The following is a 21,687-nucleotide window of genomic DNA, read 5'->3' as shown; positions in this document are numbered from 1 at the left end:
TCAGGCCGTCTTTCGCAGGGCGATGATGGAGCGGGCCGCGACGGTGAACGTCTCGCCGGCCTTCACCACCAGATCGCTGGTTCCGGTGGGTGTCGCCGAGTCGACTTCCGCGGTCCATTCCGCGGCGTAGTCGCCTTCCGCCGCGACGAATTCGACGGGGTCGGAGTGGGCGTTGAAACACAGCAGGAACGAGTCGTCGACGACTCGCTCGCCGCGGGCGTCGGGCGCGGGGATGGCCTCTCCGTTGAGGAACACCGCGACGCATTGGAATCCGGCGTTCCAGTCCTGCGGGGTCATCGGCACCCCGGCCGCGGTGAGCCAGGCGATGTCGCGGATCTCCTCGTCACCGCTACGAATCAGCTTGCCGTCGAAGAACCGTCGGCGCCGGAACACGGGGTGGTTCTTGCGCAGCGTGGTCACGGTGCGGGCGAAGGTCATCAGGTCGGCGTTGGTCTCGCACATCGACCAGTCCATCCAGGCGATCTCGGAGTCCTGGCAATACACGTTGTTGTTGCCGCCCTGCGTGCGGCCGATCTCGTCACCGTGGCTGATCATGGGCGTGCCCTGGCTGACCATCAGCGTGGCCAGCACGTTGCGCATCTGCTTGGCCCGCAATTCCAGGATCGCGGGATCGTCGGTCGGCCCCTCGACACCGCAGTTCCAGGACCGGTTGTGGCTCTCGCCGTCGCGGTTGTCCTCACCGTTGGCCTCGTTGTGCTTCTCGTTGTAGGACACCAGGTCCGCGAGCGTGAAACCGTCGTGCGCAGTGACGAAGTTGATGCTGGCGCTGGGCCGGCGGCCCGTCGCCTCGTAGAGGTCGGAGGATCCGGTGAGCCGTGAGGCGAATTCGTTGAGTGTCGCGGGTTCTCCCCGCCAGTAGTCACGCACAGTGTCGCGATATTGCCCATTCCACTCGGTCCACAAACCCGGGAAGTTCCCGACCTGATATCCGCCCTCGCCGATGTCCCACGGCTCGGCGATCAGCTTCACCTGACTGATCACCGGATCCTGCTGGACCAGGTCGAAGAACGCCGAGAGCCGGTCGACGTCGTAGAACTCCCGGGCCAGGGTGGAGGCCAGGTCGAATCGGAAACCGTCGACGTGCATGTCGAGCACCCAGTACCGCAGCGAATCCATGATGAGCTGCAACGAGTGTGGATGGCGCACGTTGAGACTGTTGCCGGTGCCGGTGAAGTCCTTGTACAGCCGGCTGTCGCCGTCGAGCAGCCGGTAGTAACCGGCGTTGTCGATGCCCCGGAAGTTGATCGTCGGGCCCAGGTGGTTGCCTTCGGCGGTGTGGTTGTAGACCACGTCGAGGATCACCTCGATGCCCGCCGCGTGGAAGGACCGGACCATGTTCTTGAACTCGGCCACGGCCCCGCCGGCGCTGTGGTTGGACGAGTATTGGTGGTGCGGGGCGAAGAAGCCGAAGGTGTTGTAGCCCCAGTAGTTTCGCAGCCCCAGCTCGAGCAGCCGGTGGTCGTGCATGAACTGGTGCACGGGCATGAGTTCGATCGCCGTCACGTTGAGCGACTTGAGGTGGTCGATGATCACGGGGTGGCACAACCCGGCGTACGTGCCGCGTTGATCCTCGGGGATGCCGGGGTGGGTCTGCGTCATGCCCTTGACGTGGGCCTCGTAGATCACGGTCTCGTGGTACGGGGTGTTGGGCGCTCGGTCGGAGCCCCAGTTGAAGAAGGGGTTGATGACGACGCTGACCATGGTGTGGCCAAGGGAGTCCACGCGCGGCGGCGTGCCGCCGGTGGCGAGGTCGTCGGCCTCGAGGTCGTAGGAGAAGAGGGCCTGGCTGAAGTCGAAGTCGCCGTGGAAGGACTTGCCGTACGGGTCGAGCAGCAGCTTGGAGGCGTCGCACCGCTGACCGGCGGCCGGGTCCCACGGGCCGTGCACCCGGAACCCGTAGCGCTGTCCGGGCGTGACGGCAGGCAGGTAGGCGTGCCAGACGTAACCGTCGACCTCGTCGAGGTTGATGCGTTCCTCGCTGCCGTCCTTGGCGATGAGGCACAACTCGACCTTTTCTGCCACCTCGGAGAACAGCGAGAAGTTCGTGCCCGCGCCGTCGTAGGTGGCGCCGAGCGGATAGGCCGCACCCGGCCATACGGAGGAGACCACGGTCACCACCAACCGGTGGCGAGGGCCATCTGGCGACCCAGCTCAGGAGTCATCGTGCGCATGTACGTTGCGGAGATGTGGTGAGAATCGTGATACACCAACACGTTTCCCTCCACCGCCCGGCATTCGTCCTGCCGGCAGACGGCATTGCTCATGTCGAGGGGCTTGAGCAAGGGGAACTGGGCGAGGTAGTTCAGCGTCGGGTTGCGGTCGGAGAGCACCTCGGAGCGCTTGATGCCACAGGAGACGGCGTCGCCGCCGTCGGCAAGGCAGTCGGCGGGGAAGAACGGCTTGCCGTCCTTGACCAACCACGGGGTGTCGCGCATGGCGAGGACGGGGATGTGGGCGTCGGACAGTTTCTGCCAGATGCCGAGGTAGAAGCTTGGCATGACGTCGCCATCCTTGATGTTCCATGGCCGCGTCGAGGTGGTGAAGACGTAGTCGGGGTGATCGGCGATCAGCCTCGGCATCACCTTCTGGTTCCATTCGCGACAGTTTGGATACGCCCGGTTGTCGCCCATCACGAGCGGGTTCTCCTCGGTGGTCAACGGACAACCCATCTTGAGATACGTCACCACCTTGAAGTGGTGCATGCGGCCCAGTAGATCCAGCGCGGTGATCCAATGCTCGGCGTGTGACCCGCCGGCCACGGCAATGGTTCGGGGTGCGTTCGGGTCACCGTAGGTGCAGTTGATGACGTCGACGTTGCCGAAATCGCTGATGCAGCCCTGCGTGGTGGAGATCGGCAGGTCGTCCTTGGCCTCCAGGACCGTCGGCCGCATCGGCAGCTTGGGCACCCGGGCGCCGTCGACCAAGGCGCGCGCGCCCGGGTAGTCCCTGGCGGAAAGCCCCGAGAGTTCCTTGCCGTTCTTCCGCTCGACGGTCATGTGTTCACGCCAGGTGAAGGACGTCGCCGTCAGGGCGACGCCGAGCAGCGTGACGATCGAGCCGAGCACGATGGTGGGTCGCCGCAACCGGGTGCGCAGCGGTGTCACCGGGGCCGCCTTGGGCTTCGCGGCGGCAGCTGAGGCCGCGGCAGCCGAGGCGGCGGCGCGCAGCCGCAGCGGCTCCTCGACGAATCTCATCGTCAGCCAGGCGAGTACGCCGGAGACCAGCAGGACGACCGCGCCATCGAGGAAGTTCGCGCGGGTGTCACCGGTATAGGCCAGCCAGAAGATCAGCAGGGGCCAGTGCCACAGATACAGCGAGTAGGCCATCGAGCCCAGCGAGACGAACGGCCGGGTGGCGAGCAGTCGGCTGACCGCGGGCAGCCGGCCGTCGACCGACGCCAGATGCGGGTCGGCCATTCGGTTGGCGCCGCTGAGGATGAACAGGACCGTCGCGCCGACGGGCACCAGCGCCCACGGCCCTGGGAATTCCTTGACGCCGTCGATTAGCGCGCCACAGGACAGGATCGCGGCCAGCGCGACGACGGCGACCGTCGACCGCAACCACATCGGCCACTTCACGTACGGCACCAGGGCGCCGACGAGGGCGCCCAGTAGGAGTTCCCAGCCCCTGGCGAAGCTGTCGTAGTAGGCCGTCGACTGGTCGGCGTCGTGGGCGACGATGGCGTAGACGAACGACGCGACGGTCAACCCGGCGAGCAGCACGATCAGCGCGGTCCTGGTGTGCGAGCGCAGCATCCTGCGGAATGCCACGGCGAACCCGAACACCAGCGCGAGGAACGCGATGTAGAACTGACCCTGAACCGACATCGACCACAGGTGCTGCAGGGGGCTGACGGCCTCGCCGGCGCGCAGGTAGTTCGACGCGGTGTTGGCCAGCTCCCAGTTCTGGTAGTACCCGAGGCTGGCGAGGCTCTGGTCGGCGAAGGTCTCCCACCGGGTCTCGGGCTGGATGAGGATCGTGAGCACCGCCGAGGCGGCGAGCACGACGACCAGTGCGGGCAGCAGACGGCGTATCAGCCGCTTGACCTCCGGCACGGGTGACAGCGACGAGCCGGGGGTCAGCGCGGTGCGCAGCAACCGGCCGCCGAAGAAGAAGCCGGACAGGGCCAGGAACACGTCGACGCCGCCCGACACCCTGCCGAACCAGATGTGGAACACCGCGACGAGGGCGATGGCGATGCCGCGGAGCCCGTCGAGGTCGTACCGGTAGAAGCCGGCGGCCTTGGAGGTCGGAGCGGAGGTAGCCGAATGGCCCGCCTCGTCGGCGCGTCGGGTGGCACCCGAACCGGTGGTGGCATCGGTCCGGGTGGGGGAAAGGGTCAACATGGTCGTCGGTCAATCTACCCAACTCCAGGCGATACGGTCGTTCCATGCCGCCGCTGACGCCCGAGGAGATCAGTGCCGTCGACGCGGCGCACATATGGCATCCGTACAGCAAGATCGGGGCCGACTCGCTCTCGCCGCTGGTCGCGGTCGCCGCCCACGGGGCGTCCCTCGTGGTCGTCGACGACGACGGCCGACGCGTCGAGGTGATCGACGCCATGGCGTCGTGGTGGACGGCCATCCACGGGCACGGCCACCCCGTGCTCGACGAGGCGGTGAATCGTCAGCTCGCGACGATGAACCACGTGATGTTCGGCGGCTTGACCCACGAGCCGGCGGCGCGCCTGGCGCAGCTGTTGGTCGAGATCACCCCCGACGGGCTCGACGCGGTGTTCTTCAGCGATTCGGGTTCGGTGGCCGTCGAGGTGGCCGCGAAGATGGCGCTGCAGTTTCAGCGCAGCCGGGGCAAGCCGGGCAAGCACCGTCTGATGACGTGGCGGGGCGGATATCACGGCGACACGTTCACGCCGATGAGCGTGTGCGATCCCGACGGCGGGATGCACTCGATCTGGACGGGCGTGTTGGTGCCGCAGGTGTTCGCTCCCCAGGTGCCCAGCGAGTACGACCCGGCGTATGCCGCGGCCTTCGAGGCTCTGCTTGCCGAGCGCGCCGACGAGGTCGCGGCGGTGATCGTGGAGCCGGTGGTCCAGGGCGCGGGCGGCATGCGGTTCCACGACCCGCGGTATCTGACCGATCTGCGCGCCGCCTGCACGCGGCACGACGTGCTGCTGATCTTCGACGAGATCGCGACCGGGTTCGGACGGACCGGTGAGTTGTTCGCCGCCGACCACGCGGGGGTGCGGCCCGACGTGATGTGCGTCGGCAAGGCGCTGACGGGGGGCTATCTGACACTGGCGGCGACGCTGTGCACACGGGAGGTCGCCAGCACCATCAGCGACGGCGAGCCGGGAGCGCTGATGCACGGCCCGACGTTCATGGCGAACGCGCTGGCGTGCGCGGTGTCGGTGGCGTCGGTTGAGTTGCTCCTCGGTCAGGACTGGCGGGGTCGGGTCGAGGAGATCGAGGCTGGGCTACGGGTGGGCCTCGAGCCGGCGCGCGAGCTGGCGGGCGTGGCCGACGTACGGGTCCTGGGTGCGATCGGGGTGGTCGAGATGCGCGAACCGGTCGACATGGCGGTGGCCACCGCGACCGCCGTCGCGCACGGGGTGTGGCTGCGGCCCTTCGGGAAGTTGATCTACGCGATGCCGCCCTACGTGTGCACCTCCGAGGAGGTGGCGCGGATCTGCTCGGCGATGGTGGAGGTCGCGCGTGCGCTAACCTGAACGCCGTTCAGGTGGGTGCGAGTTTCGGAAGGATCCCGACGTGACGCGTGCGATGACCTCCCCGCTGGCGTGGCTCGACGACGTCGAACGGCAGCGCCGCGAGGCGGGGCTGCGACGAGCGCTGCGCGTCCGCGAAGCCGGTGACGTCGGCCTGGACCTCGCCTCCAACGACTACCTCGGATTGTCGCAGCATCCCCGCGTCGTCGACGGTGGCGTCCGCGCCCTGCGCGAATGGGGTGCCGGCTCGACGGGCTCGCGGCTGGTGACCGGGAACACCGCCTTGCACGAACGGTTCGAGACGGCACTCGCCCAGTTCGTCGGTGCCGAGTCCGCATTGGTCTTCTCCTCCGGCTACACCGCCAACCTCGGGGCCGTGGTGGCGCTGTCGGGCCCCAGGTCCGTCGTGGTGTCCGACGCGCTGACCCACGCCTCGCTCGTCGACGCGTGCCGGTTGTCGAGGGCGCGGGTCGTGGTGACCCCGCATCGTGACGTCGACGCCGTGGACGCGGCGCTGCGGGACCGCTCCGAGGAGCGCGCCGTGGTGGTGACCGACTCGGTGTTCAGCGCCGACGGTGTCTTGGCTCCGCTGCGGGATCTGCACGACGTGTGCCGCCGCCACGGGGCGTTGCTGGTCGTCGACGAGGCCCACGGGCTCGGCGTGCGCGGTGAGGGCGGCCGCGGCCTGGTCGCCGAGGTGGGCCTCGCGGGCGCCCCCGACGTGGTGGTGACGACGACGCTGTCCAAGGCGCTCGGCAGTCAGGGTGGCGTGGTGCTGGGCCCGGCCGCGGTGCGCGCCCACCTGGTCGACGCCGCCCGGTCGTTCATCTTCGACACCGGTCTCGCGCCGGCCGCGGTGGGCGCGGCGCTCGCCGCACTGGAGGTGCTGGTCGACGAACCCTGGCGGGCCGAGGCGGTGCTGCGGCACGCGGCCACCCTGGCGACGACGTGCGGGGTGCCCCTCGAGCCGGAGTCGGCGGTCGTGTCCGTCGTGCTCGGTGAGCCCGAGGTGGCGCTGGCGGCCGCCGCGGCCTGCCTGGATCGTGGGCTTCGGGTGGGGTGCTTCCGTCCGCCGTCGGTGCCGGCCGGGACGTCGCGGCTGCGCTTGACGGCGCGGGCGTCGCTGACCGCCGAGGAGGTCGACCTGGCATGCGGCGTGCTGACCGACGTGCTGTCGCTGGCGCGCTCGTCGAGCCCCCGATGAGCACGCTCATCGTCACCGGCACCGACACCGGTGTCGGCAAGACGATCGCGACGGCGGCCCTGGCGTGCCATGCCCGGCTGGCGGGTCTGGACGTGGCGGTGTGCAAGCCCGTCCAGACCGGTATCGCCGACGGGGACGACGACCTACGGGAGATTGGGCGGCTCTCCGGCGTCGAGGCGCTGTTCCCGGGGTGGCGTTACCCGGAGCCGCTGGCACCGGTCGCCGCGGCGCATCGGGCCGGGCAGCCGTTGCCGACCCGAGCGGAGCTCGTCGACCTGATCGAGCAGGCGACGGTGCCCGGGCGGCTCGTCGTCGTCGAGGGTGCGGGCGGGCTGCTGGTCGAGCTCGGCGCCGGGGGAGTGACCCTTCGGGATCTGGCCGTCGAGCGTGGCGCTGCGGTGCTCGTCGTGGCGAGGGCGGGCCTCGGAACGCTGAACCACGCCGGCCTCACCGTGGAATCCCTTGCCGGGGCCGGTGTTCGCTGCGCCGGTCTGGTGGTGGGGTCGTGGCCTGCCACACCGGGAGTCGTCGAGGAGACCAATCGCGTTGCGCTGCAAGACATTGCACCGGTGCGCGCGGTCCTGCCGAGTGGTGCGGGCGCGCTGGCGCCGCAGGCCTTCGCCGAGCTCAGCGCGGCCGCCTTCGACACCGAATGGGTGCGGAGTCTCTAGTCGTGGCCCACTCCGTGGAATTGCTGTTCGACGAGGCCACCGACGCCGCCATCCGCGTGCAGTGGGCCGCCCTGGCCGAGGCGGGGTTGCCGAGTCAGGCCCGCCACCGGTCGCCGACCAACCGTCCCCACGTGACGCTCACCGTCGCCGAACACCTCGACCCGGCGGTGGACGAGGCCTTGGGCGCGCTGGCCGCTCGGCTTCCGTTGCCGTGCCGCGTGGGTGCCCCGCTGGTGTTCGGCCGCACGTCGGCGGTCGTGGCTCGGTTGATCGTGCCGTCCGCCGGGCTGCTGAGCGTGCATGCCGCAGTCGACGAGGTGTGCGCACCCGCTACGCCGTCGGGTCCGTTTCCGCACGCCCGACCGGGGCAGTGGACGCCGCACGTGACGCTGGCCCGCCGGTTGGTGGCCGCCGACCTCGCCGCGGCGCTGGAGGTCGTGGCGGCCGACGACGTGGTGGGCGCCTTCGCCGGGCTACGGCGCTGGGACGGTGACGCCAGGGTCGCCACGGTGATCGCGTGACGCAGCGGCGTGTGCGGCCATCCCGTCGACCAGCAGGCCCAGCCCAAAGCTGAAGCGGGCGTTGGGGTTCGACGTCATCGCCGACTGGCCCTCCGTCAGCGCACCCGCGGCGTCCCACTGCAGCCGGGACTGTTCGTCGGCGGTGAAGCCCAGCACGTAGTAGAGCACCGAGCGGGCCGCCAGGTCGGCGTGGGCCGCGTCGATGCCCGCCTCTGCCGCGGCCTCGGCGAGCCGGTCCAGGATCGCGGCCATCTGCTCGGACTTGCCCGCCGCGAAGCTCGCCGAGACGAGTTCGGCGCCGTCGGTGGTCGACAGCAGCGCGTTGCGCAGGCCGGTGCAGATGGCGTGCACGCGGTCGGCCCACGGAGCCGGGTCCGCCGGCGACGTGGTGGTCGCGAGGATCCGGTCGGCGACGGCGCCGAGGAGGGCTTGCTTGTCGGCGAAGTGCCAGTAGAGCGCACCGGGTGTGAGGCCGAGCTCGCGCGCCAACCGACGCATCGTGAGGTCGGCGATCCCGTAGTCGTCGAGCAGCTTGACGGCCATGTCGACCACATCTGACCGGGCGTGGCGTCGGGCGGAGTGCACCCCTGTAGCCTAAACACCGTTCAGGTTCATGGTGCAGGAGGAGTGGCGGAGTGACGCAGATGGCTTCAGGGGTGGGCGCGGACGTGGTGGGTCTGGCTCGAGAGCAGGTGCTCGAGCGCGGCGAGGGCCTCACCCAGGAGCAGGTGCTCGCAGTGCTCCAGCTGCCCGACGAGCGCCTCGAGGAACTCCTCGCGCTGGCCCACGAGGTGCGCATGAAGTGGTGCGGTCCCGAGGTCGAGGTCGAGGGCATCATCAGCCTCAAGACCGGTGGGTGCCCCGAGGACTGCCACTTCTGCTCGCAGTCCGGGCTCTTCGCGTCGCCCGTGCGCAGCGCGTGGCTCGACATCCCCAGCCTGGTGGAGGCGGCCAAGCAGACCGCGAAGTCCGGGGCCACCGAATTCTGCATCGTGGCCGCGGTCCGCGGGCCCGACGAGCGGCTGCTGGCCCAGGTCGCCGCCGGAATCGAAGCCATCCGCAACGAGGTCGACATCCAGATCGCGTGCTCGCTGGGCATGCTGACCCAGGAGCAGGTCGACCGGCTCGCCGAGATGGGCGTGCACCGCTACAACCACAATCTGGAGACCGCGCGGTCCTACTTCACCAACGTGGTCACCACTCACACGTGGGAGGAGCGCTGGGGCACGCTGGAAATGGTGCGAGCGGCAGGCATGGAGGTCTGCTGCGGCGGCATCCTCGGCATGGGCGAGTCGTTGGAGCAGCGCGCGGAGTTCGCCGCCAACCTCGCCGAGCTCGACCCGCACGAGGTGCCGCTGAACTTCCTCAACCCGCGTCCGGGAACACCCTTCGGCGACCTCGAGGTGCTTCCTGCCGCCGACGCGCTGCGGGCCGTGGCCGCGTTCCGGCTGGCGATGCCGCGCACCATGCTGCGCTTCGCCGGTGGCCGCGAGATCACGCTGGGGGATCTGGGCGCCAAGCAGGGCATGCTCGGCGGCATCAACGCCGTCATCGTGGGCAATTACCTGACCACGCTCGGCCGTCCCGCGGAGTCCGATCTCGAACTGCTCGAGGACCTGCAGATGCCGATCAAGGCACTCAACGCGACCATCTAGATGGCGGCCAAGTTCAACGTCTACACCGGCGAGCCGGCCGGCGGCAGTGTGCCGGCCGCCGCCCGCCTTGGGTTGGAACCCCCGCGGTTCTGCGCCGATTGTGGTCGGCGGATGATCGTGCAGGTCCGCCCGGACGGGTGGTCGGCGACGTGCTCGAGGCACGGCGCGCTCGACTCGAAGGATCTGGACATGAAGCGATGACGACGACTTCGACGGAACCGCCGCGTCTCTCCCGGGTTCAGGCCGCGATCCGAGTGGTGGCGGCTCTGGTCGTCGCCGGTGTCGTGGTCGGGCTGGCCTGGGCGTGGCTCGCCCCGCCGATTCAACTGGTGATCGCGTTGACCAAGTCCGGTGACCGCGTCCGGGGGTACGTCGGCGACGAATCCGACCTCTTGTTCCTTGGCGCCTTCGTGATGACCGGGCTGTTGTTCGTGATGGCGGTGGCCGCCGCGGTCGCGACGTGGCAGTGGCGGTCGCACCGGGGCCCCGTGATGGTGGCGGCCCTCGCAGTGGGGTCGCTTCTGGCCTCGGGTGCCGCAGCGGGCGTGGGGGCCGCGGTGGCGCGGTGGCGGCACGGCGCGGTCGACGTGATGGGGGCACCCGTCTCGCCGGAGCACCGGGTGTTCTACACCCACGAGGCGGCCTCGGTCTTCTTCGGCAGCGGCCCGTTCCAGATCGCGGCGTCGGTCGTCATCCCCGCGGGGGTGGCCGCGCTGGTCTACGCCCTGTGCGCGCTGTCCACCAAGCGTGACGACCTCGGCGCGTGGCCGCCCGAAGAGGTGCCCGTCCTTCTCGTGCCGTCCGGGATCAGCGGTCCAGCTCCGACAACGGCAGCCGATCCACCTTCCGACCCGTGGCCACCTTCGCCGAGATGAGACCGAGCCGGAGCATGCCCCGGTAGGTCGACGGGTTCAGCAACGTCGGCCACTTCGTCCGCGCCCGCTTGCTCGACGACGGCCTGCCCGCGAAGCGGTCCCGCAACCAACGCAGCGTCATCGGGGCCGACAACGGGTGCAGCAGCATGTGCTCGCTGAGCAAGTCGCGGTGGTAGGTGACGTCCGCGCCGCCCCTGCTGTAGGTCGCGGTCAGCGCGTCGATGTCGTCGACGGACACGATGCGGTCGTGTACGGCCTGCACGACCAGCACCGGGAAGCTGGGAGCCGCGGTGCCGAGCTTGATGCTGTCGAACACGTGCTGCACCTCGGGCGAGCGCAGGATGTTCTCCAGCGGCGTGTCGACCATGGTGCCCATGTCCTTGCGAATCAGCTTGATGACGGCCTGCGCGGTCGTCATCTTCTGGATGTCGGTCAGCATCGTCTTGCCCTCGACGGTGACGTGCTGGTTGATCACGCGGTCCAGGTCGGGGTAGACGTGCGACAGCGCGGCGACCACCAAGGCGGGCAGGCCGGAGTAGAAGCTGCCGTTGAGGCGGCGGAACGTGTTGCCCAGGTCGCCGACCGGCGAGCCGAGCACCGCCCCGACGACGTTGAGTTCGGGGGCGTAGGTCGCGTGCACCTCGGTGGCCCACGCGGTGGCCAGACCGCCGCCGGAGTAGCCCCACAGGCCCATGGGGGCTTCCTCGGAGAGGTTGAGCGACTCGGTGGTCACGGCCGCGCGCAGCCCGTCGAGCACGTGGTAGCCGGGTTCGTACGGCGCACCCCAGATGCCAAGGGGACCCTCGTGGTCGGGAATGGACACCGCCCAGCCCTCCGCCAGCGCCGCGGAGATCAGCAGGAATTCGACCTGGGCCAGGGCGCCGGTGGCTCTCGCACCGCGCCGCAGCGCGTAGGAGGGGAAGCAGCTGGCGGCCACGGCGTCGATGGCGCACTGGTACGACAGGATCGGCCCCTTGCTGCCTGCCGGTCGATCCGCGGGTACGACGACCGTGGTCGCGACGGCCTGCGGCAATCCGTTGAGGTCCGTGGAGCGGTAGAGCAGCTGGGTGGCGGTCAGCCGTTGCGGGATCAGACCGAGAAAGGCGAGCTCGACGTCGCGGGACCGCAGCACCGTGCCGGGGTTGGCGTGTTCGAATCCGTCGGGCGGAAGGTAGAACGGGTCGTCCTCGGGCCGCAGCGGCCTGACCTTGCGTCGAAGCTCTTCGTGAATCGGTCGCCCGATCCACTCGGCGCCGGTCGAGACGGCGGCATTGCCAGAGTCCATCGCGCCATTGTCTCTTATCGATTCCTTAAAACCTATTGGGGGCGCAGTTCAGCTCGGTGGGCGCAGCGCGGCGAACTCGTCGGTCACCCGGTACCGGGCCTCGGTGAAGCGGTACAGCGCGGCGGGCCGGCCGCCGCTGCGCCCGGACTTTGCGGTGGTCCCGGTCGCGACGATGACGCCGCGCCGGGCCAGGACGCGTTGCAGATTCGTGGCGTCCACGTGGTAGCCGAGCGCGGCGTCGTACACGTCCTTCAGGGTGGACAGCGCGAATTCCCTAGGCGCCAAGGCAAATCCGATGTTGGTGTAGGACAGCTTGGCGATCAGCCTGGCGTGGGCGTTGACGATCATGGGTCGATGGTCGAAGGCCATCGGCGGCAGCGCGTCCACGGGGTGCCACCGGGTGTCGGGCGGCAGCTCGGGGGTGGCGGGGGAGGGCACCAGGCCGAGGAACGTCGAGGCAATGGTGCGCGGACCTGGCACCCGGGCGGGGTCGGAGAACACCGCCAGCTGCTCGAGATGGGCGACCTCGCGCAGGTCGACCTTCTCGGCGAGTTGACGGCGAACCGAACTGGTCATGTCCTCGTCGTGCCGTAGCCGACCGCCGGGCAGCGACCACGCACCGCGCTGGGGTTCCATGGCCCGCTCCCACAGCAGCACGCTGAGCTGCGGACGAGGGGTCGCGAGCTGTCGAACTTGAAACACGACGGCGAGCACTTCGTGTGCGGTGCTAGGATCAAGCATGTTTTCGATCATAAGTCGAAAACCCCGTCAGGACCAAAGGAGCCGCCATGACGGTCACCGACCTCACCAGTGAGTCACGCAGCAGTTGGACCTCCCGCATCACCAACGGCCCCGCCGGCTACGGCGGAATCGTCGCCGACGAGCAGTGGGCGGCGGCGGTGCGGCGCCTCGCCGACCTGCGCAACGCCACCATCCTGGCGCACAACTACCAGTTGCCCGCCATCCAGGACGTGGCCGACCACGTCGGGGACTCCCTGGCGTTGTCGCGGATCGCGGCCGAGGCGCCCGAGGACACCATCGTGTTCTGCGGCGTGCACTTCATGGCCGAGACGGCCAAGATCCTCAGCCCGCAGAAGACCGTTCTGATCCCCGACCAGCGGGCCGGGTGCTCGCTGGCCGACTCCATCACCGCCGAGGACCTGCGGGCGTGGAAGGCCGAGTACCCCGACGCGGTCGTGGTGTCCTACGTCAACACCACCGCTGCGGTGAAGGCCCTGACCGACGTCTGCTGCACGTCGGCCAACGCGGTCGAAGTCGTCGCCTCCATCCCGGCGGACCGGGAGGTGCTGTTCTGCCCCGACCAGTTCCTCGGCGCACACGTCCGCCGTGTCACCGGGCGCACGAACCTGCACGTGTGGGCGGGCGAGTGCCACGTGCACGCCGGGATCAACGGCGACGAGCTCGCCGCCCAGGCCAAGGCCCATCCGGACGCCGAATTGTTCGTGCACCCCGAGTGCGGTTGCGCCACCTCGGCGCTGTATCTCGCCGGTGAAGGCGCCGTTCCCGACGACCGGGTGAAGATCCTGTCCACCGGCGGCATGCTGGAGGCTGCCCGGCAGACCAGCGCGCGCCAGGTCCTGGTGGCCACCGAGATTGGCATGCTGCACCAATTGCGCCGTGCCGCACCGGGTGTCGACTTCCAGGCGGTCAACGACCGGGCCTCCTGCGGATACATGAAGATGATCACGCCTGCCGCGCTGCTGCGGTGCCTGACCGACGGCGCCGACGAGGTGCACGTCGACCCCGACGTGGCGGCGGCGGCCCGGCGCAGCGTGCAGCGGATGATCGAAATCGGTCAGCCCGGCGGCGGGGAATGACCACCTGGCAGCAGCGCGCCGACGTCGTCGTCGTCGGCACCGGCGTCGCGGGCCTGGCCGCCGCATTGGCGGCGCACCGCCGCGGCAGCCGGGTCGTGGTGCTGAGCAAGGCCTCCCGCGCCGAGGGAGCCACCGCGACGTTCTACGCCCAGGGCGGCATCGCGGTGGTCGTGCCGAGCACCGACGACACCGTGGAGGCACACGTCGCCGACACCGTCGCCGCGGGCGGCGGTCTCTGCGACGTCGCGGCGGTGACCTCGATCGTCGCCGACGGGCACTCCGCGGTGGCCGACCTGGTCGGCGCCGGTGCCCGGTTCGACGAATCCGCCCCTGGGCGGTGGTCCTTGACGCGGGAGGGTGGCCACTCCCGGCGCCGCATCGTCCACGCCGGCGGTGACGCCACCGGGGCCGAGGTGCAGCGTGCCCTCGACCACGCCGCAAGCACCCTGGACGTGCGCCTCGATCACGTTGCGCTACAGGTCATCCGGGACGCCGGCGCCGTCACCGGGGTCCTGGTGCGCAACCGCGACGGCCTCGGCGTCATCCACGCACCGTCGGTGGTCCTCGCCACCGGAGGCCTCGGCCACCTGTACTCGGCGACCACCAACCCCGAGGGTTCGACCGGCGACGGGATCGCCCTTGCACTGTGGGCGGGGTTGCCGGTCGGCGACGTCGAGTTCATCCAGTTCCACCCGACCATGCTCTACGGCGGCCCCGGCGGCGGCCGACGCGCGCTCATCACCGAAGCCCTGCGCGGCGAGGGTGCCGTCCTCGTCGACGCCCGCGGCGTCTCCGTCACCGCTGGGGTGCATCCGATGGGCGATCTCGCCCCTCGCGACGTGGTGGCCGCGGCCGTCGACGCCCGCCTGTCCCAGACCGGTGATCCGTGCGTCTACCTCGACGCGCGCGGCGTGCCGGACCTCGCCCGCCGGTTCCCGACCGTCACCGCCGCCTGCCTTGCCGTCGGAGTCGACCCCACCGTCGCGCCCATCCCGGTCGTGCCGGGGGCGCACTACAGCTGCGGCGGCGTCGTCACCGACGTCCACGGGCGTACCGCCTTACCGGGGCTCTTCGCCGCGGGTGAAGTGGCCCGCACCGGAATGCACGGCGCCAACCGGCTGGCCTCCAACAGCCTGCTCGAGGGTCTGGTGGTCGGGCGCCGGGCCGGCTCGGCTGCCGCCGGACACGCCGCCGACGCGGCCGCACCGCGGGCCGTCGTCGACCCCGTCGCGCGCGTTGCGGTCGACCGGCCTGCGTTGCAACGCGCCACCAGCAGACACGCCTCGGTGGTCCGAGATGCCGAGGGCTTGAGCTGCGTCGCCGAATTGCTCGGCACCGCACAGCCCCTGAACCTCGACTCGCGCAACGACTTCGAGGATGCGGCGTTGACGGTTACCGCGTCGGTAGTCATCGCCGCGGCCCGGGCCCGGCTCGAGTCCCGCGGCTGCCATCACCGCGCCGACTTTCCCGACGTGGACCCCGCGCGTGCGGTGAGCGTCGACGTCCGGCTCGACGCCGACGGCACGCCGGTGGTCGACCTACCCGAACGGGTGTGCTGCTGATGCCGCCGAACGGTCTCACCGACGACGAACTCGCCGAGGCGCGGGCGGTCGTCGCCCGCGGTGTGGCCGAGGACTTGCGCTACGGGCCCGACGTGACGTCGCTGGCGACGGTCGCCGCCGATGCCACCACGACGGCCGCGATGACCACCAGGCAGAGCGGGGTGGCCGCCGGCGTCGACGTCGCCCTGCTGGTTCTGGATCAGGTGCTCGGCGTGGGGCAGTACGACGTCACCACCCGGGTCGCCGACGGAACGCGGGTCGAACCGGGCGAGGCCCTGCTGGTGCTCGAGGCGCCGACGCGAGGGCTGCTGACCGCCGAGCGCACGATGCTCAACCTGGTGTGCCACCTGTCTGGCATCGCCAGCACCACCGCAGCCTGGGTGGAGGCGGTCGAGGGCACCGGGGCCAAGATTCGCGACACCCGCAAGACGCTGCCGGGGCTGCGAGTGCTGCAGAAGTACGCCGTGCGCGTCGGCGGCGGAGTCAATCACCGGATGGGGCTCGGTGACGCGGCGCTGATCAAGGACAACCACGTCGCCGCGGCGGGGTCCGTGGTGGCGGCCTTGCACGCCGTCCGCCAGATGGCGCCCGACGTGCCGGTCGAGGTCGAGGTCGACTCCCTCGAACAACTCGACCAGATCCTGGGGGAGGATCTCGGCGTCACGCCGCTGGTCTTGTTGGACAACTTTCCCGTCTGGATGACGCAGATGGCGGTGCAACGGCGCAAGGCCACCGCCCCCGCGGTGTTGCTGGAATCCTCGGGCAACCTGTCGCTGGACAACGCGGCCGCCTACGCCAGCACGGGCGTCGACTACCTGGCGGTGGGTGCGCTGACCCATTCGGTGCGGGTGCTCGACGTCGGCCTGGACCTTTAGCCATCATTGGTCATCCAGTGATGACCGGGCGATACCATCGCACCATGGCGCAGCCCGAGAACCACGACGGGAACTCGTTTCTCGTCACACCGCAGGAGGCGGCGGCTGCTAGCCGACGAGCTTGTGACGCATTCTTGATCGTGCGCCAGGCGGTGCGAATGCAGACGCACGCCGACGGTGGTGGCGATCCAGTCGCTGCCGCCGCCGTCGCCGCAAATGCACGGCTGGCGATGGCGGCGGGGGGCCCCTACCTGTTGTCTCGGCTTGATCCGGCTACTCCGCGACCGCTCGCGAAGGCCATTCGAGCCTTTGCAGAGGTCCTCGAAGACGTCGCAATGTCGTCGCTCGCGGGAATCGGGAACGACGACCCGGAGCAGGCCGCTCGCCTTCGTGAAGCAGACGTGCTGAGTGCGCGCGTGGCCTCGTTCTGCGAATGACTCGAATTGGGCCGAACACACAAACGCTCGGCTGAGAATCCCCAGCCGAGCGCTTGCGTGAACTACTGAGCTACCCGATCACGCCGCACCTGCACCGCCGGGGCTGCCCGATGCGCCACCCGGGCTGCCGCCCGTACCACCCGCGCCACCAGTCGACCCCGGGGTGACGCCAACGCCCGCACCGCCGTTGCCGCCGTTACCGCCCGATCCGCCGAGAACCGCGCCCGTGCTGCCGCCGTTACCGCCGTTGCCACCGGTGCCGGTGCCGAGGCCCAGGCCGACGCCCGCACCGCCGTTGCCGCCGTTGCCGCCGCTGCTCGTGAAGTTACCGCCAGTTCCACCGGTTCCGCCGGTGCCCCCTCGGCCGTTGCCGAAGACGACGTTGGTGCCCGTGCCGCCGGATCCGGCATCGCCGCCGGTGCCGACCAGGGCACCGCCGCGGCCGCCGTTACCGCCCGCACCGCCGGTGCCCCCCGTGCCGCCGGAGAGAACACCCGTGGCACTGCCGCCGTTGCCGCCGTTGCCACCGTTGCCGACCAAGACGCTGCTTCCGCCGGTGCCGCCCTGACCACCGGTGGCGGGACCGGCGACTGAGGTGACGGAACCACCGTTGCCACCGTTGCCGCTGTTTCCAAGGAACGCGCCGTTACCGCCGTTACCGCCAATTCCGCCGGTCACCGGGGTCGCCACGCCAACGGCGCCGCCACCAGCACCACCGTTACCGCCGTTGCCTGCGATCACGCCGGAGGTGCCGCCGTCACCGCCGTCGTAGCCGACGCCGTTGAGCACGCCACTGGCATTGCCGCCGTTTCCACCGCTGCCGGACAGGAAGCCACCGGATCCACCGTCACCTCCGGCACCACCTGCAAGTCCGGCGCTACCGCCGGAGCCACCGGAGCCGACCAGCACCGCGCTTCCGCCAGCGCCTCCCGCGCCACCGAGCAAGCCTTCACCGCCAGCTCCGCCGTTCCCGAGGAGTCCTGCCTGCCCGCCTGCGCCGCCGCTGGCCGTCCCCAACAGGGCCGATCCGCCGTTGCCACCGTTGCCGATGAGCAGACCGCCGTTGCCGCCACGCCCACCTCCAGCTACGCCCAGCAACCCGACGACCGGGAGGCTGGCGTTGCCGCCATTGCCGATCAGGCCTGCGTTTCCGCCGTTGCCAAAGGCGCTGTCGCCGCCGTTGCCGAAGAAGAAGCCTCCGTTGCCGCCGTTGGGATTGCCGACACCTGGGATGAGCGAGCCTGGCGCACCATTGCCGATCAGAAGTCCACCGTTCTGGCCTGGCAGATAGGCGTTGCCGATCAGGCCGCCGGTGAAGACGAGGGTCAGCGGGTTGGCCAAGATCGGGAAGGCGATGGCCTGTCCGATGAACATCGCGCCCTGGCTGAAGTCGACCAGTCCCTGGGTGCCCGTGTTGAGCGCGCCGATGGCAAGCTGCGAGCCGCCCTGACCGAACTGGCAGAACACCGTCGGGCAGGGGGGAGCCGCAGCAGCGGTGCCTTGGCCCAGTCCCGCGGTCAACGCCGCCGTCATCGCGGCACCGACCACCGCTGCGCTGGTGGCCCGCTGAGCGGCCTTGCGACGGCGCGCAGACACATCTGCGCGGTGTCGCCCGGCAGTCTCGATTCGTGACATGTAACTGGTTCCTCTCGTTGACCGGACGTCGTTGCGCCGGCTCGCTCCGAAACTGAAAGTAGAGCTAAATTGCTGCGGATCATCTAGCCACCGTGGCGACGTCCGCCGTCTTGCCCCCGCCCGGGCCTATCAGCCCAGCTACCCCCTTGATCTTGTTTCGACTCACCATGGAGCTCGCGCCCTGCTGTCCGAGCCTGGCAGAAAAGTAACAGTTTGCTAGCTATTTTCACAGAAGAAAATTCTTACGGAATCTTCAGGCGGGTCGAATAGTTGCCCACGTGAGCGTCGTAGCGGTCGGGTTCACGACGCATCCGGGTGGCGACGCGCCGCAGTAAAGGTCCGGCGTCGAGAAAACTTCACTAGCATCTGCGCCATGACGGACCCCGAGAATGACCACCCGCCCGCCACGCGACGAGCAGACCGTAGGAAGCCGGTCAAGGTGTCGCGTGACCGCACACCCTTGCTGCTGGGATTGGTCACCTTGCTCTCCGTCGTGGCGATCGCCCTGTCAGCGTGGACGCTGCTCAAGCCCGCACGACCCGCAGCGTCCAACGAGCCGGCTAGCAGCACCGATGTTCGAACGTCGTTCACAGCCGATCAAACGGCACAGGCGAAGACGAAGATCTGCACCGTCTTCGACGTCGTGCGCAAGGGCGTCACGCTGAACACGAACCTGCCGGTCCCAGGGGGACCGGACGACACCCTTGGAACGCTCGCGGTGGCGGCCAACGCACGGCTCGCGCTGTTCAACGGCGGGCAGTACCTACTGGCGCGCATCGACCCGGCCACGCCCACAGAACTGGCCGACGCCGTCCGCAACTTTGCCAACAACCTCCTCGACGTCGGTGCGAACGCCACGGCGGGTGCGCTCAACATCGACCCGGCGCAATCGGAACGTCTGCGCAACGCCGACGCCATCAATGCCGACGTCGATCGGCTGTGCGCCTGAAGTCGTCACGCGGCTGGGGTTTGCCCTGCGCCAACTCCGTCGACCGTCGCTGACGACCCGCTCCATGAACGTCGGCGCGGCCCGCCTGCGCAGGGCAAACACCCAGAACGCGATCGCTCAGCCGGCGCTGGCCGAGCCCGTCCCGTCGGCGCCCTTGGCGCCGCCGGTGGCGGTACCGGTCGCGGAGGTGGCCGAGCCACCCTGGCCGCCCGTGCCACCCGCGCCCGCGGTGGCGTTTCCGCCCCGACCGCCCGTGCCGCCTCGGCTGCCCGTGGTGCCGGTAGCGGTGCCACCGGCCCCGCCGTCGCCGCCTCGGCCGGTGGCACCGGCGTCGCCGCCCGCACCACCTGCGCCGCCGCCGGCGAACCCGACCGCGCTGTTCCCCTCGCCGCCGTTGCCGCCCTTGCCGCCGTCGCCTGAGGTCAGACCGCCGCGTCCGCCGGTGCCGCCGGCACCGCCGGTCGCGGTGCCGCCGGTGCTGTAGGCCACGCCGCCGTCACCGCCTGCACCGCCGTTGCCTGCGATCGCTCCGCCGGTGCCGCCGTTGCCGCCCTTGCCTGCGGTGGCGGGGCCGCTACCCACGACACTCAGGGATCCGGTGCCGCCCTTGCCGCCGTTGCCGAACAGCCCGGCGTTGCCACCGTTGCCACCGAAGCCGCCGCGGGCGCCCGGCGCCCCGTCGCCGCCGTTTCCGAGCAGCAGGCCACCGTTGCCGCCGTTCTGCCCCGGCAGCAGTCCGGGCCCGCCGTTGCCGATGAGCAGTCCGGCGTTCTGGCCGGGCGCCCCGTTGGAGACGAAGACGGCGAAGACCGCTCCGACGAAGTCGCCCGGCGCCTGGTTCGATGCGGCGACATTGGGGACGGCAGCCGACCGAATCGCCGGCGTCGCGTCACCGACGGCCGTGGTGCCCGGCTCGGCCAGGACCGTCGGCGCGAAGGCATTCGGCCCGGCGGGCGGCACGTCGCGACGTGAGAACGTCGCGGCGGTCGGTGCGGGGACGGTGTTCTGCGCGGCGGCGATCCGCACGACGGCGGCCAGCAGCGCGCTCGGTTGGGGCGCTGTTGGCGTAGTGGCCGGCGCGAACGGCTGTGTCATTGCCAGAAGTGACGGTGCGTAGAACGTCGGCGGCGTCACGGTGCGGCTGGGTGCGGGCGCCGCGCTCGGCGCGACGGTCGGCGCGGCGCCGGTGGTGGCGGCCAGCAACCCGGTGGCAATCACGGCCGTGATCAAGGACTTTCGCGGGGCGGTGCTCATCGCAGAAGATCTCCTGGGGTTGGGTCGGGGCCACCGTAGCCAGAGGCCCTCCCGTCCGCCGAACGCGCTCGCCGGACGGCGAACGTATGTTTACCAAATTCGTTGCGAGTTTGCCAGAATTCAACCTGAGCGTTAGTTTCCGCTCGTCAGGTCGTCGCGGTTCGCCGCATCAGCGATAGCACGACGGCCGCGGTGGCGAACAAGCCGGAGAACACGCGGTTGAGGATGGTCTGCTGCCGTGGGGTGTGCAGCCACCGCACCAGGCGCACGGCCAGCCCGGTGTAGAGCCCCATCACGACCAGGTCGACGGCGATCATCGTCGCGCCGATCGCCACGTACTGGGGCAGCAGCGGCGCCGTGGGCACGACGAATTGCGGCAGCACCGCCAGGAAGAAGACCAGGCTCTTCGGGTTGGTCGCGTTGACCAGGAAGCCCCTGGTGAGCAACGCCAGCCGGCCGCCGTCCCCGGCCGTCCCGATCTGGGTGCGCAGATCGGTCGTCACCGAACGCCATTGACGCACGGCCAGATACACCAGGTAGGCCACGCCGATCCACTTCACCACGTTGAACGCCACGATCGAACTGGCCACCGCGGCGCCGAGGCCGACCGCGACCAGGGCGAGCTGCAGCATCAGGCCCGCCTCCATGCCGGCGATGCTCCAGTATCCGCGTCGCACCCCGTGCGTCATGCCGGTGGCCATCGCCTGGATCGCGCCGGCGCCGGGGGACACGGCGATCAGAATCGCCGCGACGAGGAACGCCAGCCACATGTGCAGGGTCACGGCGACGGCGCGACGTCGGCCACGAAGGTGCCCTGACGCTTGGCCAGCAGCCGGGGGATGCGCGGCAGCGTGGCGTCGTCGGTGCCCGCCGGAAGCACCCGCGGATTCACCAGGTGCAGGTCCTCGCGGCCGACGTGGATGTCGGCCTCACCGGCGGCGAGGACGTTCTTGACCCAGTTGGTCTTGCCGTGGACCAGTCCGATCGCCAGTACGTCGCCCTTGCGGTAGGCGGTGACGATGGTCTCGTAGGGCGTGCCGGAGGTGCGGCCGCGGTGCGAGATCACGGCAAAGCCGGGCATCCGCTTGGACAGCGGCTTGAGCAGCGGGTTGACGTACTTGATCTGGAAGTTCTCCAACCAGACCGGGATGATCATCGGCACGCCAGGAGCGTGATTGGGGTGTTCCTGGCGCGAGGTGGACGGCGACATGGCGGCTCCCGG

General features: G+C 70.0%; 21 protein-coding genes. 12 read left to right on the top strand and 9 right to left on the bottom strand.

Translation table 11 applies throughout. The annotated features are described in order from the left end of the window. Together glgX and sucT are read right to left on the bottom strand one after the other, a co-directional pair. The gene (glgX, locus tag H7K45_RS20020) at positions 1–2,130 is read right to left on the bottom strand and encodes a glycogen debranching protein GlgX (RefSeq protein WP_263997710.1); all 2,130 of its coding nucleotides are present in this window, start codon (positions 2,128–2,130) and stop codon (positions 1–3) included. Positions 2,131–2,132: 2 nt separating this feature from the next. After that, a complete protein-coding gene (sucT, locus tag H7K45_RS20015; protein ID WP_263997709.1) occupies positions 2,133–4,367 on the bottom strand; it encodes an acetyltransferase SucT in 2,235 nt (744 codons plus the stop codon). A 44-nt stretch (positions 4,368–4,411) separates the two neighbouring features. On the opposite strand from sucT, the gene H7K45_RS20010 reads away from it, so the two are divergent. The 4 genes from H7K45_RS20010 to H7K45_RS19995 are packed head-to-tail and all read left to right on the top strand — an operon-like array spanning position 4,412 to position 8,100. Continuing rightward, positions 4,412–5,707, top strand: a complete 1,296-nt coding sequence (locus tag H7K45_RS20010; protein ID WP_263997707.1) for an adenosylmethionine--8-amino-7-oxononanoate transaminase — start codon at positions 4,412–4,414, stop codon at positions 5,705–5,707. Positions 5,708–5,759: 52 nt separating this feature from the next. After that, positions 5,760–6,908, top strand: coding sequence for an 8-amino-7-oxononanoate synthase (locus H7K45_RS20005; protein ID WP_263998368.1), 1,149 nt, complete (start codon positions 5,760–5,762; stop codon positions 6,906–6,908). Next, entirely contained in the window at positions 6,905–7,579 is a 675-nt protein-coding gene (bioD, locus tag H7K45_RS20000; protein WP_263997706.1) for a dethiobiotin synthase, read from the top strand. Before H7K45_RS20005 ends, bioD begins: the two co-directional genes overlap by 4 nt. A 2-nt stretch (positions 7,580–7,581) precedes the next feature. Then, entirely contained in the window at positions 7,582–8,100 is a 519-nt protein-coding gene (locus H7K45_RS19995) for a 2'-5' RNA ligase family protein (RefSeq protein ID WP_263997705.1), read from the top strand. On the opposite strand, the gene H7K45_RS19990 is transcribed toward H7K45_RS19995, so the two are convergent. Continuing rightward, positions 8,053–8,643: a TetR family transcriptional regulator gene (locus H7K45_RS19990; RefSeq protein WP_263997704.1), complete on the bottom strand. Its 591-nt coding sequence runs from the start codon at positions 8,641–8,643 to the stop codon at positions 8,053–8,055. The two genes, H7K45_RS19995 and H7K45_RS19990, sit on opposite strands and share 48 nt — an antisense overlap. Positions 8,644–8,744: 101 nt before the next feature. Between H7K45_RS19990 and bioB the strand changes: the two genes are divergently transcribed. From bioB to H7K45_RS19975, 3 genes are read left to right on the top strand one after another with little or no spacing between them, the layout of a single operon-like run. Next, positions 8,745–9,755: a biotin synthase BioB gene (gene bioB, locus H7K45_RS19985; RefSeq protein ID WP_263998367.1), complete on the top strand. Its 1,011-nt coding sequence runs from the start codon at positions 8,745–8,747 to the stop codon at positions 9,753–9,755. Then, the gene (gene bsaP / locus H7K45_RS19980) at positions 9,756–9,956 is read left to right on the top strand and encodes a biotin synthase auxiliary protein BsaP (protein WP_263997703.1); all 201 of its coding nucleotides are present in this window, start codon (positions 9,756–9,758) and stop codon (positions 9,954–9,956) included. Further along, positions 9,953–10,630 (top strand): DUF2567 domain-containing protein, encoded by a 678-nt coding sequence (locus H7K45_RS19975; RefSeq protein WP_263997702.1) that lies wholly within the window; start codon positions 9,953–9,955, stop codon positions 10,628–10,630. The genes bsaP and H7K45_RS19975 overlap by 4 nt, the downstream gene beginning before the upstream one ends. Here the strand turns inward: H7K45_RS19975 and H7K45_RS19970 are convergent. Together H7K45_RS19970 and H7K45_RS19965 are read right to left on the bottom strand one after the other, a co-directional pair. Beyond that, positions 10,563–11,915: a lipase family protein gene (locus tag H7K45_RS19970; RefSeq protein ID WP_263997701.1), complete on the bottom strand. Its 1,353-nt coding sequence runs from the start codon at positions 11,913–11,915 to the stop codon at positions 10,563–10,565. The two genes, H7K45_RS19975 and H7K45_RS19970, sit on opposite strands and share 68 nt — an antisense overlap. 48 nt (positions 11,916–11,963) lie before the next feature. Continuing rightward, positions 11,964–12,656 (bottom strand): NUDIX hydrolase, encoded by a 693-nt coding sequence (locus H7K45_RS19965; protein WP_263997700.1) that lies wholly within the window; start codon positions 12,654–12,656, stop codon positions 11,964–11,966. Positions 12,657–12,703: 47 nt separating this feature from the next. On the opposite strand from H7K45_RS19965, the gene nadA reads away from it, so the two are divergent. From nadA to H7K45_RS19945, 4 genes are read left to right on the top strand one after another with little or no spacing between them, the layout of a single operon-like run. Then, positions 12,704–13,753, top strand: a complete 1,050-nt coding sequence (gene nadA, locus H7K45_RS19960; protein ID WP_263997699.1) for a quinolinate synthase NadA — start codon at positions 12,704–12,706, stop codon at positions 13,751–13,753. Continuing rightward, positions 13,750–15,315 carry an L-aspartate oxidase gene (locus tag H7K45_RS19955; protein WP_263997698.1) on the top strand — a complete coding sequence of 522 codons (1,566 nt, stop codon included), beginning with the start codon at positions 13,750–13,752 and terminating at the stop codon, positions 15,313–15,315. The genes nadA and H7K45_RS19955 overlap by 4 nt, the downstream gene beginning before the upstream one ends. Then, positions 15,315–16,190: a carboxylating nicotinate-nucleotide diphosphorylase gene (gene nadC, locus H7K45_RS19950; RefSeq protein ID WP_263997697.1), complete on the top strand. Its 876-nt coding sequence runs from the start codon at positions 15,315–15,317 to the stop codon at positions 16,188–16,190. The genes H7K45_RS19955 and nadC overlap by 1 nt, the downstream gene beginning before the upstream one ends. A gap of 44 nt (positions 16,191–16,234) precedes the next feature. Then, a complete protein-coding gene (locus H7K45_RS19945) occupies positions 16,235–16,627 on the top strand; it encodes a hypothetical protein (protein ID WP_263997696.1) in 393 nt (130 codons plus the stop codon). Positions 16,628–16,705: 78 nt separating this feature from the next. Here H7K45_RS19945 and H7K45_RS19940 read toward each other — a convergent pair whose 3' ends face one another. Next, entirely contained in the window at positions 16,706–18,262 is a 1,557-nt protein-coding gene (locus H7K45_RS19940; RefSeq protein WP_263997695.1) for a PGRS repeat-containing protein, read from the bottom strand. Positions 18,263–18,635: 373 nt separating this feature from the next. Here H7K45_RS19940 and H7K45_RS19935 point away from each other — a divergent pair, with 373 nt between their 5' ends. Next, positions 18,636–19,211 carry a hypothetical protein gene (locus H7K45_RS19935; RefSeq protein ID WP_263997694.1) on the top strand — a complete coding sequence of 192 codons (576 nt, stop codon included), beginning with the start codon at positions 18,636–18,638 and terminating at the stop codon, positions 19,209–19,211. 117 nt (positions 19,212–19,328) lie between these two features. Here the strand turns inward: H7K45_RS19935 and H7K45_RS19930 are convergent, their stop codons facing one another. From H7K45_RS19930 to H7K45_RS19920, 3 genes are all read right to left on the bottom strand, one after another. Beyond that, positions 19,329–20,465 carry a superantigen-like protein SSL4 gene (locus tag H7K45_RS19930; protein ID WP_263997693.1) on the bottom strand — a complete coding sequence of 379 codons (1,137 nt, stop codon included), beginning with the start codon at positions 20,463–20,465 and terminating at the stop codon, positions 19,329–19,331. Between the two features lie 146 nt (positions 20,466–20,611). Then, positions 20,612–21,247, bottom strand: a complete 636-nt coding sequence (locus H7K45_RS19925) for a LysE family transporter (protein WP_263997692.1) — start codon at positions 21,245–21,247, stop codon at positions 20,612–20,614. Next, positions 21,244–21,675 carry a nitroreductase family deazaflavin-dependent oxidoreductase gene (locus H7K45_RS19920; protein WP_263997691.1) on the bottom strand — a complete coding sequence of 144 codons (432 nt, stop codon included), beginning with the start codon at positions 21,673–21,675 and terminating at the stop codon, positions 21,244–21,246. The genes H7K45_RS19925 and H7K45_RS19920 overlap by 4 nt, the downstream gene beginning before the upstream one ends. Positions 21,676–21,687: the final 12 nt, after the last annotated feature.

Origin of the sequence: Mycobacterium yunnanensis, from assembly GCF_025823185.1 — a bacterium.
GTDB lineage: Bacteria > Actinomycetota > Actinomycetes > Mycobacteriales > Mycobacteriaceae > Mycobacterium > Mycobacterium yunnanensis.
Note: the sequence above shows the minus strand (reverse complement) of the source record. Positions and strands in the feature narration are given on the sequence as shown.

What these genes read in the sequence shown, in the direction of transcription:
- sucT (WP_263997709.1), bottom strand. Translation starts at nt 4,367, where the DNA reads ATGTTGACCCTTTCCCCCACCCGGACCGATGCCACCACCGGTTCGGGT.
- H7K45_RS20010 (WP_263997707.1), top strand. Translation starts at nt 4,412, where the DNA reads ATGCCGCCGCTGACGCCCGAGGAGATCAGTGCCGTCGACGCGGCGCAC.
- H7K45_RS20005 (WP_263998368.1), top strand. Translation starts at nt 5,760, where the DNA reads ATGACCTCCCCGCTGGCGTGGCTCGACGACGTCGAACGGCAGCGCCGC.
- bioD (WP_263997706.1), top strand. Translation starts at nt 6,905, where the DNA reads ATGAGCACGCTCATCGTCACCGGCACCGACACCGGTGTCGGCAAGACG.
- H7K45_RS19990 (WP_263997704.1), bottom strand. Translation starts at nt 8,643, where the DNA reads ATGGCCGTCAAGCTGCTCGACGACTACGGGATCGCCGACCTCACGATG.
- bioB (WP_263998367.1), top strand. Translation starts at nt 8,745, where the DNA reads ATGGCTTCAGGGGTGGGCGCGGACGTGGTGGGTCTGGCTCGAGAGCAG.
- bsaP (WP_263997703.1), top strand. Translation starts at nt 9,756, where the DNA reads ATGGCGGCCAAGTTCAACGTCTACACCGGCGAGCCGGCCGGCGGCAGT.
- H7K45_RS19975 (WP_263997702.1), top strand. Translation starts at nt 9,953, where the DNA reads ATGACGACGACTTCGACGGAACCGCCGCGTCTCTCCCGGGTTCAGGCC.
- H7K45_RS19970 (WP_263997701.1), bottom strand. Translation starts at nt 11,915, where the DNA reads ATGGACTCTGGCAATGCCGCCGTCTCGACCGGCGCCGAGTGGATCGGG.
- H7K45_RS19965 (WP_263997700.1), bottom strand. Translation starts at nt 12,656, where the DNA reads ATGCTTGATCCTAGCACCGCACACGAAGTGCTCGCCGTCGTGTTTCAA.
- nadA (WP_263997699.1), top strand. Translation starts at nt 12,704, where the DNA reads ATGACGGTCACCGACCTCACCAGTGAGTCACGCAGCAGTTGGACCTCC.
- H7K45_RS19955 (WP_263997698.1), top strand. Translation starts at nt 13,750, where the DNA reads ATGACCACCTGGCAGCAGCGCGCCGACGTCGTCGTCGTCGGCACCGGC.
- nadC (WP_263997697.1), top strand. Translation starts at nt 15,315, where the DNA reads ATGCCGCCGAACGGTCTCACCGACGACGAACTCGCCGAGGCGCGGGCG.
- H7K45_RS19945 (WP_263997696.1), top strand. Translation starts at nt 16,235, where the DNA reads ATGGCGCAGCCCGAGAACCACGACGGGAACTCGTTTCTCGTCACACCG.
- H7K45_RS19940 (WP_263997695.1), bottom strand. Translation starts at nt 18,262, where the DNA reads ATGTCACGAATCGAGACTGCCGGGCGACACCGCGCAGATGTGTCTGCG.
- H7K45_RS19935 (WP_263997694.1), top strand. Translation starts at nt 18,636, where the DNA reads ATGACGGACCCCGAGAATGACCACCCGCCCGCCACGCGACGAGCAGAC.
- H7K45_RS19930 (WP_263997693.1), bottom strand. Translation starts at nt 20,465, where the DNA reads ATGAGCACCGCCCCGCGAAAGTCCTTGATCACGGCCGTGATTGCCACC.
- H7K45_RS19920 (WP_263997691.1), bottom strand. Translation starts at nt 21,675, where the DNA reads ATGTCGCCGTCCACCTCGCGCCAGGAACACCCCAATCACGCTCCTGGC.